This window comes from Xanthomonas arboricola, from assembly GCF_002940665.1.
Lineage (GTDB): Bacteria > Pseudomonadota > Gammaproteobacteria > Xanthomonadales > Xanthomonadaceae > Xanthomonas > Xanthomonas arboricola_B.
In genome coordinates this window covers 1,039,214-1,054,480 of record NZ_MIGY01000003.1, presented here as the reverse complement: position 1 = coordinate 1,054,480, position 15,267 = coordinate 1,039,214, and the positions used below count along the sequence as shown (strand labels likewise).

Here is a 15,267-nt window from a genome sequence, read left to right as displayed (position 1 = left end):
TCGCGCCGTTTCTATGGCACCGCGCCCTGCAATCGCCGTTGTAGGAGCGCACCCGGGCGCGACGTGGCGTTACCGGGAATGCTCCATCGCGCCCGGGTGCGCTCCTACGCTGTGCGGTCGTCTGATCGTGGCTGTCGCGGGCAGGCTGGTATCGTTGCCGCTGCCTTTTATGCCTTCCGGAGTCGACAATGAAGTATCTGCTGAGCGCGGCCCTGTGCGTGGCTGCAGTGAGTGGCTGTACCGACCGCGAGGCGCAGCGCCAGGCGCAGGCAAGCGCGCAGGCGCAAGCCAAGCAACAACAGGCCGACGCACTCGCCAAGCAATACGACGCGGCGGTGAAGGCCGGTAACTGGGACATGGCACGCGCGCATGGCGCCGCACTGCTGGAAGGCTACGCCGGTACCGCGGCGGCCACACGCATCGAACCCGGCTATGCCGACATCAAGGCCAAGGGCGACCAGGCGCGCGAACTGCGCCGCATGCAGGCGTTGTGGCAGTACTCGCAAGTGCCGGCCAAGGGCGGCACGCAGCGCTCGGCGATGATCGATGCCACCAGCCGCGTGGATGTCGACGGCAGCGGCCCCAAACCGGTGAGCCTGGTGTTCCGCGATCACCCGCAGTGGAAGCGCCACAGCTATCTCGTGCTCAAGGCTGGCGACTTCAACTGCTATGGCGGCTGCAAGGTGCAGGTCTCGGCCGATGGCGGGGCACCACGCCCGATGGCCGCGCACCGCCCCGACACCGATGAAGCGATCGCGATGTTCATCGACGACGACAAGGCGCTGTGGAAGCTGGTGCGCAATGCCAAGCGCATCAGCATCGCATTCCCGGTGAAAGCCGGCGGCACGCGCACGGCAGAGTTCGAAGTGGGCGGCCTGGATACCACCCAGATGCCGGGCTGGAAGTAGGCGCACCACCACTGCAGGTCACCAGCTGCGCAGCCGGTGCACGGCATCGGCATGGGGGGCTGGCGCATTCGGGTGAGTGCACGCGGTGTGTTCCCCTCACGGCTTGCGGTGCTGCGTCAACCATCTCTGGAGTCTTCCCACGTATGGACGCCATGACTATCACTCCGATCTCTCCCGCGTTGTCCAGCTACTCCCATTGGGTGTTCGACATGGACGGTACGCTGACCGAAGCCGTGCACGATTTCGCGTTGATCCGACGCGCGTTGGACATCCCGCCCGAGGCGGACATCCTGCACCACCTGGCATCGCTGCCGGCCGAGCAGGCCGCCGCCAAACACGACTGGTTGCTTGAGCACGAGCGTGAACTCGCACAGGCCGCACAGGCCGCACCCGGTGCAGTGGCCTTGGTGCATGCATTGCAGGCGGCCGGATGCCGGCTCGGCGTGCTGACCCGCAATGCGCGCGCATTGGCGCAGGTGACACTGCAGGCGATCGGCCTCGGCGATGCATTCGCCTGGGACGACATCGTCGGCCGCGATGAAGCCGCCCCCAAACCCGCACCCGACGGCCTGCAGTATTTCGCACGACGTTGGGCGGTGGACGTCGCAGCATTGGTCATGGTCGGCGATCACCACAACGACCTTGCCTGCGGTCGTGCAGCCGGGGCCTGCACCGTGCTGGTCAACACACCCGGCGATCCGTGGCCGGGCCTAGCCGACTGGCGGTTGCAGGATTGCACGCAGTTGCTGGCGCAGTGGAACCGCTAGGGTGAGGTTCGGCGGGTAGGCCAGGCGTGCGGAAGGGTGGCCTGCGATGCGTGGCTGGCCGCATGTCGTTGGATGACGTCGACGATCAGGACACCGTTATCGCCTTGGAAGTGACATGCGCTCGAAGGGGCGTGGACGCTGCTGAATCTTGCAACGTGTCATCAGCAAGCCAGACATCGCACACCTGGCCTATGCCGTACCCTCATCCGCCCTTCGGGCACCTTCTCCCGATGGGAGACGCCAAGGCCGCGGCGGCACCTCGTTCGATTATGTCGTGCGGTCTTTGGATGTGCGGCATTGATTTGCGCGGGCCAGAGACAACCATGTCGCCTCGCGCGAGCTGAGTTCACAGCACTAACCGGCAGGCAGTCCCACACCCGCTGCACCATCCATGTCACAGCACGCCCGGCGCAAACTGTGTCAGAACCGGGACAGTGCACCTGGCGCAAGCGACTGCCACCACGGCAAACCCCCGCTGCCCCGACATGGTGCATCGCACCAGCACGCTGGCATGGCGTTTGCTCTTTCCCTCTCGACGTTTCCGACGTCCGCGGTGCAACTGGCGGGTGCAACGCCTGCGCCGCGGGATGCTTCAAACGACTGGTTGTTCAATCCAGAGGGGTAGACGCATATGCACCAATCTTCCTGTCGCAGCCTGCGCAGCAGTGTGCTGCTCATGCTTGCGCTGAGCGCCGCGCTGGCCGGGTGTAAAAGAGACGCCGCCACCGAGACCGCTGCGCCGGCACCGGCCGCCGCTCCCGCCGCTGCGCCGGCTGCCGCCGCCGTGGTCGACACCGATAGCGAGTTCACCACCAATGCCACCAACCCCGACAACTGGGGCGGCATCGGGCGCGACTTCGCACTCACCCGGCACAGCCCGCTGGCCGAGATCAATCGCGACAACGTCAAGAATCTGAAGATGTCGTGGGAAATGAAGACCGATGCCACGCGCGGCCACGAGGGCCAGCCGCTGGTGATCGGCAGCGTCATGTACATGGTCAGCGCGTATCCGAACAATGTGTTCGCCATCGACCTGGCGGCGCAGGACGACGGCGGCAAGGTGTTGTGGAAGTACACCCCGCAGCAGGACGAACGCTCGGTGGCGGTGGCGTGCTGCGATACGGTCAACCGCGGCGCCTCCTATGCCGACGGCAAGCTGGTGTTCGGCAGCCTGAGCGGCGATGTGATCGCACTCAATGCCAAGACCGGCAAGGAAGTGTGGAAGCAGAAACTCGCGCACCCGGACAAGGGCGAAACCATCACCATGGCGCCGATCATCGCCGACGGCAAGGTGGTAGCCGGCATCAGCGGCAACGAGTTCGGCGTGCTTGGTCGTGTCGCTGCCTACAACCTTGCCGATGGCAAGCAGTCCTGGTCCTGCGATGCGGCCGGCACCGACAAGGCGATCTGCCTGGGTGCGGATTTCAACAAGGCCAATCCGCAGCATGGGCAGCTCGGCGATCTGGGCGTCAAGACCTTTCCCAACGACGAATGGAAGCGTGGCGGCGGTGCGGCATGGGGCTGGTACAGCTACGACCCGAAGTTGAAGCTGCTGTATTACGGCACCGGCAATCCCGGCCTGTGGAGCCCGTCGTATCGGTGCGGCAAGACCTCGCATGAGGAATGCAACAACGGCGAGCATGACAACAAGTGGTCGATGACCTTGTTCGCGCGCAAGATCGATACCGGCGAGGCGGTGTGGGGTTATCAGAAAACCCCATTCGACCAATGGGATTACGACGGCATCAACGAGCCGATCCTGGTCGATCTGAGCATCGACGGCAAGCAGGTTCCATCGGTGGTGCAGTTCGATCGCAACGGCTTTGCCTACGTGCTCGATCGTCGCGACGGCACCTTGCTGCGCGCGCACAAGTTCGTGCCGGCCAACTGGGCCGAACGCATCGATATGAAGACCGGCCGCCCGGTCAAGGTGGCCGCGCATTCGCCGCTTGAACGCGGCAAGAAGGTGCAGGCCTTCCCCTCGGCGATGGGCGGCAAGGACCAGCAGCCGTGCTCGGTGGATCCGGCCAATGCGGCGGTGTTCTTCTGCGGCACCAACAACTGGCATATGGAGCTGGAACCGCAGGAACGCGGCAACACCATGATGGGCCTGCCGTACGTGTTCGCCAACGTGATGATGAAGCCGAACGAGCCGGGTGCGTTGGGCATCGTCAAGGCCTTCGACGTGGTGGAAGGCAAGTCCAAGTGGGAGATCAAGGAGAAGTTTCCGGTGTGGAGCGGCACCCTGGTCACCGACGGCGGGCTGGTGTTCTACGGCACGCTGGATGGCTGGTTCCGTGCGGTGGACAAGGACACCGGCAAGAAGCTGTGGGAGATGAAACTGCCCTCCGGCATCATCGGCAACCCGATCGCCTACAAGGCCAATGGGCACCAGTACGTGGCGGTGTTCTCGGGCATCGGTGGCTGGATCGGTCTGCCGGTGGCCGCAGGTCTGGATCCGTCCGATCCGTATGGCGCCCTGGGGGCCGCAGGGCTGGCGTTCGGCGCCGGCTTCGACAAGATTCCGCTCGGCGGCATGGTGCATAGCTTCCGTATCGATGGTGCCGGCAAGACCGTGACCGCCAGTGCCGCCGCCACGGCGGCCGCAGGCGGCACCGCCAATGCCGCAGCGAAGACTGCACGATGAGTTCCACGCAAGGCGTTGGACGCGCACACCGGCAGTTCGCTGCCGGTGCGCGTGGCATGTACCGGCAGCTGTGTCGGCTGCTGGCGCTTTGCAGCCTCGGACTCGTCGCCGCAGGCTGCACCCGTGGGCCGTCCTCACCGACGGCTCGCGCTTCTCATTCCGATGCGGCACCGAGGGCGGCGGCCGCATCCACTGCGGTGCCGGCCGCGGCAAATGCCCCACCGCCGGCGCCCGATCCGCACGTCCTGCGGGTCTGCGCCGACCCGGGCAACATGCCGTTGTCCAACAAGGCCGGCGACGGTTTTCAGAACAAGATCGCGCAGGTCGTGGCCGACGCCATGGGCCGGCGCCTGGAATACGAGTGGCGCACCTATTACCAGCGCGGGTTGGCACGCAGCACCATCACTGCAGGCCGCTGCGATGTGCTGATGGACCTCAACAGCGATTTCGAGCAGGGCCTGACCACGCGCCCGCTGTATCGCTCGGCTTACGTGCTGGTGACGCGCAAAGGGGTGGATCTGGTGCCGACGTCGCTGGACGACCCGGCGCTGAAAAAACTGCGGCTGGGCGTGTTCCAGAGCTCGCCCGCACGCCAGGCCCTGTACGAGCACGGCATCAGCGGCGAGGTGCAGTACCTGTTCTACGACTCGGCCACGGCGCCGGGGGAACATCCCGGCAAGCTGGTCGAACGGGTCGCCGCCAATGAACTGGATGCGGCCGAATCCTGGGGCCCGGTGGCCGGTTACTACGCGCAACGCAGCGGCCTGGGCGTGGTGCCGCTCAATACCATCGACGATGCGGTGCTGGAGTATTCGATGGCGTGGGCGGTGTCGCGCAAGAACGCACAGCTGCGCGATGCCTTGAACACCGCGATGCAACAGAGCGCGGCAAGGATCGCCGAGATCCTGCGCAGCTATCACGTGCCGCTGGTGCGCTGTGGCGATTGCGTGGTGGCCGGCGATCTGGCCGCGCACGGGCCGTATGCGACGCCGACGCCGGTGTCCACGGCGCCAAGCCCGGCTGCGTCCTCGCAGGAGCTGGCGCAGTTGCAACTGCGCATCGCCGACGGTGCCGACACGAACCAGGAACTGGCGCATGCGCTGGACGCCGGCGATGGCGTGCGCGTGGCGTGGTTGTTGCGGCATGGCGCCGATGCCAATCGTCCCAACCTGCTCGGCGAGCCGCCGTTGCATCAGGCGATCCGCAACCAGGAGCCGGATCTGGTCGGTTTGCTTCTCGATGCCGGCGCACGCCTGGATGCGCGCGATGCCGGCGGCTGGACCGCGTTGATGAAGGCGGCCTGGGCCAACGATGCCGACAGCGTGGCCAGGTTGCTCGGCAGGCGTGCGCCGGTGGACACCGTTTCCAGCGATGGCTGGAGCGCGCTGGACCTGGCGGTGTCCTACGCCGATGTCGGCGTGGTGCAGGCATTGCTCAAGGCCGGTGCGAATGTGCGGCGTGCCAATCCCAGCGGCTTCACGCCGGCGATGTTCGCGGTGGCGCGCGATGACCCGGCAATTCTCGATGCGGTTCTGGCAGGCGGCGCCGAGGTTGGCCACGCCAACCAGGCTGGCGTCACCGCATTGATGCTGGCCGCAGAGTCCGGGCGCGATGCGGTGGCCAAGCGCTTGCTGGCGGCCGGCGCGGATCCTGCCGCACGCAATCGCGACGGCAAGACGGCCGCCGCGTTGGCACAGGCGCGCGGCGATACCGCGCTGGCCGCGCTGCTCACCGAGGCGAAGCAGCCGGCCCGGCAATGACTGTGTCACCCGCCGCGTGCGCGGAGTGCGCGGTGCTCCCTCCGATCAGAAAGGTTCATTCATGCGCAAGTCCACAGTGGGTTGTTTCGATCGTTGCATGCGCGCACCGCTGTGCGCGGTGCTGCTCAGTGTCGTGCTGGCCGCCTGCGGCAAGGACGCACCGCCGCCCGCGCCCGAGGCGGCCGCTCCGCCGCCCGCCAGTCCGCCTGCGCCGGCCACCGGCACCACCGCGCCTGCGCCAGCAGCGGCGGCCGTCGGGGCGCCCGGCCCGGCCGCCGGGCCTGCGCCGGATCCGGCCACGCCGCCCGCAGCGCCTGCCACCGTGGTGCCGATCCCGAAGGGGCCGGAGGTCAAGGTCACTCCCGAACTGATCGCCGAGGGCAAGAAGATCTATTTCTCGGCCGGCTGCAATGCCTGCCATGGCGGCACCGGTGGTGGCGGCATGTGCCCGCCGTTGATCAACGACATCTGGGTGTATGGCAGCGACGACGACACCTTGCGTACGCTGATCAGCGAGGGCACCGCCGCGATGATCACCCACGGCAAGACCCGGATCGGGCATGAAAAGGTGGTCGGGCAGATGCCGCCGTTCGCACCGGTGCTCAAGCCGGGCGATACCGAAAAACTGCTCGCCTTCATCCATTCGATCAACAAGACCGCGGGCAAGGTGCAATGAGGCCAGCGCCAATCGGTTGGCAGTGCCTGCTTGCGGCCACCACGCTGGGCGCGCTGCTGGCCTTGGCCGGTTGCCGGCGCGATGCGGAACCGCCGGCGTCCAACGCTGCGCCGGCGACAGCGACGCCTGCAACGCCCGCCGCAGCACCGGTGCCCTCGACACCGCCGGTGTTTGCCTATGTGCCCAATCAACGCAGCGGCACGGTGTCGGTGATCGACACGCACACCGATACGGTGGTGCGTACGCTCAGTGCGCAGGGACAGTTGGGCAAGCGCTTGCAGCAGGTATTGCCCGGCCCACACGGGCATCTGTACCTGATCGATGCCGAGCATCACCGTCTGATCGAACTGGATACCGAAAAGGACGCGGTGCTGCGCAGCGTGGAGATCGGCGAGAACGCCGAAGGCATTGCGCAGTCGCCGGACGGCAAGCAGTTTGCGGTGTGCGTGGAAGGGCAGAACCAGGTGATGTTGATCGATGCGGCGCAGTTCAGCGTGCAGCAGGTGATCGCCACGCGCGGGCAGGCGCCGGAGCACTGTGCCTACACGCCGGACGGGCGCTGGCTGCTCACCAGCAACGAGGGCTCCAACGACATGGACATGATCGAGCTGGCCACCGGTCGCTCGCGTGGCGTGGTCGCCACCAGCGGCCATCCGCGCGGCATGGCGTTCGCGCCGGACGGGCACAGCGTCTACATCGCGCAGGAGACCGCCAACGTGGTGGACGTGATCGACCTGCAGACGCGCCAACGCCGCGCCAGCCTGCCGGCCGGCGTGCGTACGGCGGGCGTGGCGTTGTCGGCCGACGGCACGCGGCTGTATGCGTCCAACGGCGGTGCCGGCACGCTCAGCGTGATCGATACCCAGAGCGCACGCAGTCTTGCCGAGATCGCGGTGGGGCTGCGGCCGTGGAATCCGGCGCTGACCCCGGCCGGCGACAAGCTGTATGTCGCCAACGGGCGCTCGAACACGGTGAGCGTGATCGATACCGTCGCGTTGCGCGAGATCAAACAGATCCCCGTCGGCGAATTGCCGTGGGGCGTGGTCATCGCGCGCTGAGCGGCGGCCATGCCGCAGCGCGCCAGGGAGGCCGGATGAAGACACGCGCTGCGGTGGCATGGGGTCCGCACCAGCCGCTGACTATCGAAGAGGTGGATCTGCAGCCGCCGCGGCCCGGCGAGGTGCTGGTGCGCCTGGTCGCCACCGGGATCTGCCATGGCGATGCGCATGCGTTGACACACGGGCAGGCGGCCAGCTTTCCGGTGATCCTGGGGCAGGAGGGCGCCGGCATCGTCGAAGCGGTCGGCATCGGCGTCACCAGCGTGCAGCCCGGCGATCACGTCATTCCGCTGTACATGCCCGAATGCGGGGTGTGCAAGTTCTGCCGCTCCGGTCGCACCAACCTGTGCCAGGCGATCCGCAGCAGCCAGGAGCGCGGGCTGATGCCCGACGGCAGCAGCCGGTTCTCGTTGCACGGGCGGCCGATCCTGCACCACATGGGCACCAGCACGTTCTCCGAATACACCGTGGTGCCGGAGATCGCGGTTGCGCGGATCCATCCGGAGGCACCGCTGGACCGGGTCTGTCTGCTCGGTTGCACGGTCACCACCGGCATCGGTGCGGTACTCAACAGCACGCATGTGCGGCCCGGCGACTGCGTGGCGGTGTTCGGGCTGGGCGGCATCGGCTTGTCGGTGGTGCAGGGCGCGGTGCTGGCACAGGCCGGGCGCATCATCGCGGTGGATATCGACCCGGCCAAGTTCGCGCTTGCGCGTGCCTTGGGCGCCACCGATTGCCTGGATCCGCGCGACTACGGTGCGCCGATCCAGCAGGTGATCGTGGACCTCACCGACGGCGGCGCCGACCACAGCTTCGCATGCGTGGGCGATGTCGGCGCAATGCGCGCGGCGCTGGAGTGCTGCCACAAGGGCTGGGGCGAGAGCGTCATCCTCGGCGTGGCCGACGACGCCCAGGAAATCAGTACGCGCCCGTTTCAACTGGTGACCGGACGGGTGTGGCGCGGCAGCGCGTTCGGCGGAGTGAAAGGGCGCAGCGAGTTGCCCGGCTATGTCGCGCGCTATCTGCACGGCGACATCCAGCTGGCCCCGTTGATCACCCGCACCCTGGCGCTGGACGACATCAATCAGGCGCTGGCGGACTTGCGTGCGGCGCGCGGCATCAAATCGATCGTGCTCTATTGAGGAGACGCAGATGGCAGCAGGCACACGCAGCACGGCAAGGTTGCACCATCACGCACTGGCAGGCGCCTGCGCCAGCGCCTTGCTTGCGAGCAGCGCGCTGGCAATGGCGGCCGAGGCGCCGCAAGTGACCTGGCTGGACCGCATCGAGGTCACCGCCACGCCGATTCCCGGCACCACCATCGATGCGGCGCAACTGCCGTACATGGTGCAATCGGCCACCAACAGCGCGTTGTCGCGCGCGCAGCAACAACCTCGGCGATCTGCTGCAGCGGCGCTTCGTCGGCGTGGATGGCAACGATGTGCAGGGTAGCGCGTTCCAGAACGATCTCACCTTCCACGGGTTTCGCGCCTCCGCCTTGCCCGGCGCCTCGCAAGGCGTGTCGGTGTATCTGGATGGCGTGCGGTTCAACGAACCGTTCGCCGACATTGTCAGCTGGGACATGCTGCCCGAGTCGGCAATCAACGCAGTCACCCTGATGCCCGGCTCCAATCCGTTGTTCGGGCCGAACACGCTCGGTGGCGCGGTGGTGCTGTCCACCGCATCGGGCCTCACCTCACCGGGGTTGCAGGGCGAGCTGAGCATCGGCAGCGGTGCGCGCAAGCGACTGGATGCCAGTTACGGGCTCGCCAGCCAGGACGGCTGGCATGGCTTCGTCGCGGTCACCGGTTTCGACGAGAACGGCTGGCGCGATGCCTCCGAGGGCCGCCTGGGAACCGTGTTCGGCAAGGTCGGCAAGCAGGGCGAGCAGACCGACTGGAGCCTGTCGCTGCTGCACGGGCGCAGCCGCCTGATCGGCAATGGCCTGCTGCCGGATACGCGCTACACCGACGATGGCCCCGAGCCCGGCCTGTATCGCGCCGACCGCCGCGCGGTGTACACCTCGCCCGATCTCACCCGCAATCGCAATACGCTGTTCACCGCGCAACTGGACCATCGTTTCACTGCGGACACCGCATTGCATGCACTGGCCTACGCGCGCGTGGGCCGCCGCGACACCGTCAACGGCGATATCGGCGAGGACTACGAGGAATTCGTCGAAGAATGCGCCTCCGGTTACGCCGCCGGCGGCAGCGCGCTGGATGCCGATTGCGATGTCGCACGCGCCGATGCCGATGCCTTGCCCACCGGCGCGCTCAACACCACCCAGATGCGCCAGCAGGCGCAAGGCCTGGCAGTCAACCTGAGCAGCCAGTGGGGTGCGCATGCGCTCAGCACCGGCGTCACCTTCGATCGTGGCCATGTGCGGTATCGGCAATTCGCGCGCGATGGCTGGGTGCAGGAAGACCGCTCGGTCGCCGCCGATCCGGATGCCGGGCGCGCGTTCTTTTCCGGCGTGCGCGGCAGCACCAAGACGCTGGGCGTGTTCGTCGCCGACACCTGGGCGCTGGACGATGCCACCCATCTCAGCGCCGCAGTGCGCTGGAATCGCGTGGTGGTGGATAACATCCTTTCCACTGCCGACGACGGCGACCGCCCCCGCGAGCGCTTCGTCTACGCCAAGGCCAATCCGTCCCTGGGCCTGACCCATCGGCTCGATGCGGGGCTGACGCTGTACGGCTCGGTCGCGCAAAACAGCCGTGCACCGACCGCGATCGAACTGGGCTGCGCCGATCCCACCCAGCCGTGTCGGTTGCCGACCGGCCTGCAGGCCGACCCGCGCCTGGAGCAGATCGTCTCGCGCACGTACGAGCTCGGCGCGCGCTGGGCGCCGTCGGCCGACAGCAACGCCAGCCTGTCGGTGTACCGCGCCGACAATCGCGACGACATTTTGTTCCTGCGCGCACCGGACACGCAGCTGGGTTACTTCGACAATGTCGGCCGCACCCGCTACCAGGGCGCGGATCTGGCGCTGCGCCTGCGCAGCGGCGACTGGCAATGGTCGGCCGGCTACAGCTTTCTGGATGCGACCTACCGCAGCGATGGCGAGCTGCTGTCCGGCGAACGCGTGATCGCGTTGCGGCCAGGCCTGCGCATCGCCGCGTTGCCTCGCCACAACCTCAAGCTCGGCGTGGAATGGCAGCGCGATGCGCTGACCCTGGGCGCCGGGGTGCGTGCGGTGGCCGGGCGCGTGGCCAGCGGCAACGAGGATGGCCAGGTCGACAACGCCGAAGACGGCGAGCCCGCACCCGAGCGCATCGACATAGGCACCGCCGGCTACGCGCTGGTGGATCTGCAGGCGCGTTGGCAACTGGGCGCGCGGCTGTCGCTGTTCGCCCGCGTCGACAACGTCTTCAACCGCCGCTACGCAACCTACGCGGCCGTGGCCGAAGATGTGTTCCCCGATGGCGAACTCGCGCGCCCGCAGGAGGCCCCTGTGGAAACCGGCCCGGCAAGGTTCCTCGCGCCGGGCGTGCCGCGGCAGTATCTGATCGGGGTGCGTTGGGCGTTGTGAGTCTGGGGCGGTGATTCGGGATTGGGGATTAGGGATTCGTAGGTGCAGGCTCCAGTTGCTCGCAGCGCCATCTGCATGGTGCCGAGCTGCGCTGGTGGAGGGCGCGGTGCCCTCACCGCTCGCGGGACACGCCGTAAACCCGTCCCTGGGGGCTCGGTGGCGGCATCCATGCCGCCACACGGTCCCGCAAGCGGTGAGGCCACCGCACCTGAGAGTGAATCGGTGGTCGCGTGAAAAGCTGCTTGTTGCTGGGGTTGAATCGAGAAGTTGATCGGAAGCGATGCAATCCGAGCAACACACCGCATGCTCTGCTCGCAACCCCGCGTACCGACCATCTTCGATGGTCCTTGCCCGCCCACCGTCGCGGGACCTTACGCGGCATGGATGCCGCGTAAGAGCCTACAGGGACGTACTTGCGGCGTGTCCCGCGACGGTGGGCGGGCAAGGGCCCTGCAGCCAAGCTTGCAGCCAAGCCCCAAAGTATCCGCTCCACAATCGCGGCATCAACAAGTGGTGCATGCCACATCAAGCAACAGCGGCACCCGTCTGATGGTCAAGAAGTGCTCTCGATAAATCGCTCTAAATATCAGCGCCAAGAACCTGCACTGGCTTTGACGAATCCCCAATTCCGAATTCCAAATCCCCGCCCCTCAATCACCCGGTATCCAGGCCATGCTTGCGTAGCTTGCGATACAGCGTATTGCGGCTGATGCCCAGGGCATCGGCGGTGCGGCTGACATTCCAGCGGTGGCGCTCGAGCTGCTGCTGCAACACCAGACGTTCGGCCTGGTCGAGTGCGACGCGGCCGGGCATGTCGTCGGCGGCCACCGCGCGGCCATCGACCAGGCACGGTGCGCTGCCGGCATCGACGATTTCCTGCGGCAGGTTGGGCAGGCGGATCACCCCGTCGCTGCACAAGACTGCCGCCGTGCGCAGCACGTTGCGCAACTGGCGCAGGTTGCCCGGCCATGCGTAGCTCAGCAGTTTGTGCATCGCTTCTTCGCTGATGCGCACGCTGTGCTCGCTGTTTTCCTCGCGCAGCAGGGTGCCGATCAGCTCGGCCTTGTCGCTGCGCTCGCGCAGCGGTGGCAGGTGCAGCACCACGCCATTGAGCCGGTAATACAAATCCTCGCGAAACTCGCCGGCCGCCACCCGCTGCGCCAGATCGCGATGGCTGGCGCTGATCACGTGCAGCTCCAGAGGTACCGCGCGTTCGCTGCCCAGCGGAGTGACGCATTGTTCTTCCAGCACGCGCAGCAGGCGGCTCTGCAAGGGTAGCGGCATGTCGCCGATTTCATCCAGAAACAGCGTGCCGCCGCTGGCCTGCAGCAATTTGCCGTGGCGCCCCTCGCGCGCGGCATCGGTGAAGGCACCGCGTGCATACCCGAACAATTCGCTCTCGATCAATGCCTCGGGAATCGCCGCGCAGTTGATCGCCACGAAGGCGCTGCCGGACCACGGCGAGCCACGGTGCACCGCCTTGGCAAATTCCTCCTTGCCGGTGCCGGTATCGCCGCGCAGCAGAATCGACACGCGATGCGCGGCCAGTTTCAATGCATTGGCCAGGTTGTGGCGCATGCGCGAATCCGAGCCGACATGCTCACCGGGGTGCAGGTCGGTATCCGGCGCCAGCTGCGCCGGCCCGCCCACCGCCGGCAGTGCAGCGCGCGCGCGCGGCGGGCGTACCAGTGCATAGAAACGCCGCCCGTGGCAGGCGCAGCGGATCGACCACAAGGTGCCGGCATCGCTGCCTGCGCGGTGCTCGAGGGTGTCGAAGTCCAGTTGCATCACCTGGGCGATATTGCGGCCCACCAGCTGGCTGCGATCGATCTTGCCCAGTTGCTCCAGCACCGCCTCGTTGACTGCCAGCACGCGGCCGTCGGTGTCGATCGCGATCAGTGCCTCGTGCAGCAGGCCGGCAAACTCGGGCCGGCTATGGAAGCGCAGGATGAAGGCATGGCCGAACTGGTTGAGGAAATGCGAACGCGAGATCTGCGCCGCCGACATGCTCACCAGGGCCACGGTGTGACGCTGGATCTGCTTGCCGTCCTGCGCATTGGGGGTGGACGCATCCAGCACCGCCAGCAGGCCGCCATGCGGGTCCAGGATGGGCGCGCCGCTGCACGATAGCGGCAGATGGCGGGTCAGATAATGTTCGCCGCGGTGCACGCTCACTGCGGTGCGCTCGGCCGCGCAGGTGCCCAGGCCGTTGGTGCCCTGATGACACTCGGCCCAGCTGGCGCCGCAAAACAGGCCGGCCTGGCGGAACTCGCGCAGCAGGGTCGGGTCATGCACGCTGTGCAGCACGGTCGCTTCGGCATCGGCAAAGATCACGGCGTAGCCGCTGCCGGCGATCTGCTCGTAGAGGTTTTCCATCTCCACCTTGGCAATGCGCAGCACATCGCCCAGACGTTGCTGGCGCTCGCGCACGTGCAGCGCATCGTGCACCAGCGGCTCGGGAGCTGCCTCTGGCAACAACGCATAGTCGTCCAGGCAGCGCCGCCACGAGCGCGACAGTGGGGCGGCAAGCGGCGCGATGTCGCGCAGCCGACGGATCTGCCGGAGCGCATCCGGTTCGATCTCCGGCAGGGCGATGGACGTGGCGGCGACAACGCTTGGCTCGGACATGGGCCAGCGTTCCTCAGTGGGCGCGAAGCGTCAGTAGAGGCACAGATCGGGCTGATGCTCAAACTGCATTGCAGCAAAGTGCGGTGCGCACGAGTCCCTCTCCTGCGGGAGAGGGGTTTGGGGTGAGGGTACGGTGCGGAGCGTCGTGCTGTTCACACTGCACGAGGCTTCGCCCGTCCCCTCATCCGCCCCTGCGGGGCACCTTCTCCCGAGGAGAGAAGGGCAAGCGCTGATCAGCGGCGGTACGCGTCAGAGCGCATAGCCGAACTGCTGCTTGAACTGGTCGTTGAACTCGGCAAAGTCGAACCGCTGGTTCTGCGTGCCCGGGTGCTCCACCTTCAGCGCGCCCATCAGGTTGCCCATCCGCCCGATCGTCAGCCAGTCGTAACCGCCCTGGATGCCGTAGATCAGGCCGGCGCGGAAGGCGTCGCCGCAGCCGGTGGGGTCGACCACGCGGCGCTCGTGCGCCGGCGGGATGTCGTAGGTCTTTTCCGGCGTATGCACCAGCGCGCCCTTCGGGCCCTGCGTGGTGATGTAGGCCTGCACGCGCGAGACGATGTCCTTCTCGTTCCAGCCGGTGCGTTCCTGCAGCAGGTTGGACTCGTAATCGTTGACCACCACATAGTCCGCCTGCTCGATGAACTGGCGCAGTTCCGGGCCGTTGAACAACGGCATCGCCTGGCCGGGATCGAAGATGAAGGGGATGCCGGCGGCAGCGAACTCTTCCGCATTCTGGATCATGCCCTCGCGCCCGTCCGGGCCGACCAGGCCCAGGGTCACGCCCGGCACATCCTTCACGTGGTTTTCGTAGCTGCGCATCATCGCGCCCGGATGGAACGCGGTGATCTGGTTGTTGTCGTGGTCGGTGGTGATGAAGGCCTGCGGGGTGAACAGGTCATCGATGATCTTCACCCGCGACAGGTCGATCCCCAGCGTTTCGAAGTGTTCGCGATACGGGCCGAAATCCTGGCCCACGGTGCCCATCGGGATCGGCGCGCCGCCGAGCAGATGCAGATTGTAGGCGATGTTACCGGCGCAGCCGCCGAACTCGCGGCGCATGCGCGGGACCAGGAACGACACATTCAGGATGTGCACCTTGTCCGGCAGGATGTGGTTCTTGAACTGGTCCGGAAACACCATGATGGTGTCGTAGGCGAGGGAACCACAGATCAGTGCGGACATCGAGTCAGGCCTTTGCGTTGGGAAATACCCGCCAGTTGCCGGGCATGGCAGCGGGACGGCGCGAGCGCCGCGGCGCAAAGGGTAACGGCTGCGACCGATCAGGGCC

General features: G+C 66.9%; 9 protein-coding genes and 1 pseudogene. 8 read left to right on the top strand and 2 right to left on the bottom strand.

The genetic code is table 11. The annotated features are described in order from the left end of the window. Window positions 1–188: 188 nt before the first annotated feature. The 8 genes and pseudogenes from XarjCFBP7645_RS18305 (at window position 189) to XarjCFBP7645_RS18270 (ending at window position 11,351) form a co-directional block, all read left to right on the top strand. Window positions 189–908 carry a hypothetical protein gene (locus tag XarjCFBP7645_RS18305; protein ID WP_104538597.1) on the top strand — a complete coding sequence of 240 codons (720 nt, stop codon included), beginning with the start codon at window positions 189–191 and terminating at the stop codon, window positions 906–908. A gap of 143 nt (window positions 909–1,051) precedes the next feature. Beyond that, window positions 1,052–1,675 carry an HAD family hydrolase gene (locus tag XarjCFBP7645_RS18300; RefSeq protein ID WP_104538596.1) on the top strand — a complete coding sequence of 208 codons (624 nt, stop codon included), beginning with the start codon at window positions 1,052–1,054 and terminating at the stop codon, window positions 1,673–1,675. 631 nt (window positions 1,676–2,306) lie between these two features. Beyond that, window positions 2,307–4,322 (top strand): methanol/ethanol family PQQ-dependent dehydrogenase, encoded by a 2,016-nt coding sequence (locus XarjCFBP7645_RS18295; protein WP_343125446.1) that lies wholly within the window; start codon window positions 2,307–2,309, stop codon window positions 4,320–4,322. Further along, complete coding sequence (locus tag XarjCFBP7645_RS18290) at window positions 4,319–6,082, top strand: quinoprotein dehydrogenase-associated putative ABC transporter substrate-binding protein (RefSeq protein ID WP_104538595.1); 1,764 nt, start codon at window positions 4,319–4,321, stop codon at window positions 6,080–6,082. Before XarjCFBP7645_RS18295 ends, XarjCFBP7645_RS18290 begins: the two co-directional genes overlap by 4 nt. A gap of 25 nt (window positions 6,083–6,107) precedes the next feature. Further along, window positions 6,108–6,758, top strand: a complete 651-nt coding sequence (locus tag XarjCFBP7645_RS18285) for a c-type cytochrome (RefSeq protein ID WP_181126379.1) — start codon at window positions 6,108–6,110, stop codon at window positions 6,756–6,758. After that, entirely contained in the window at window positions 6,755–7,816 is a 1,062-nt protein-coding gene (locus XarjCFBP7645_RS18280) for a beta-propeller fold lactonase family protein (RefSeq protein ID WP_104538594.1), read from the top strand. The genes XarjCFBP7645_RS18285 and XarjCFBP7645_RS18280 overlap by 4 nt, the downstream gene beginning before the upstream one ends. 35 nt (window positions 7,817–7,851) lie before the next feature. Continuing rightward, window positions 7,852–8,958, top strand: a complete 1,107-nt coding sequence (locus XarjCFBP7645_RS18275) for an S-(hydroxymethyl)glutathione dehydrogenase/class III alcohol dehydrogenase (RefSeq protein WP_104538593.1) — start codon at window positions 7,852–7,854, stop codon at window positions 8,956–8,958. Window positions 8,959–8,968: 10 nt separating this feature from the next. Continuing rightward, a pseudogene (locus XarjCFBP7645_RS18270) lies at window positions 8,969–11,351 on the top strand (TonB-dependent receptor). A gap of 654 nt (window positions 11,352–12,005) precedes the next feature. Here XarjCFBP7645_RS18270 and XarjCFBP7645_RS18260 read toward each other — a convergent pair. Both XarjCFBP7645_RS18260 and XarjCFBP7645_RS18255 read right to left on the bottom strand, forming a co-directional pair. After that, entirely contained in the window at window positions 12,006–13,979 is a 1,974-nt protein-coding gene (locus XarjCFBP7645_RS18260; protein WP_104538592.1) for a sigma-54-dependent Fis family transcriptional regulator, read from the bottom strand. A 249-nt stretch (window positions 13,980–14,228) separates the two neighbouring features. Then, window positions 14,229–15,161, bottom strand: coding sequence for a carbohydrate kinase family protein (locus XarjCFBP7645_RS18255; RefSeq protein ID WP_104538591.1), 933 nt, complete (start codon window positions 15,159–15,161; stop codon window positions 14,229–14,231). Window positions 15,162–15,267 lie beyond the last annotated feature (106 nt).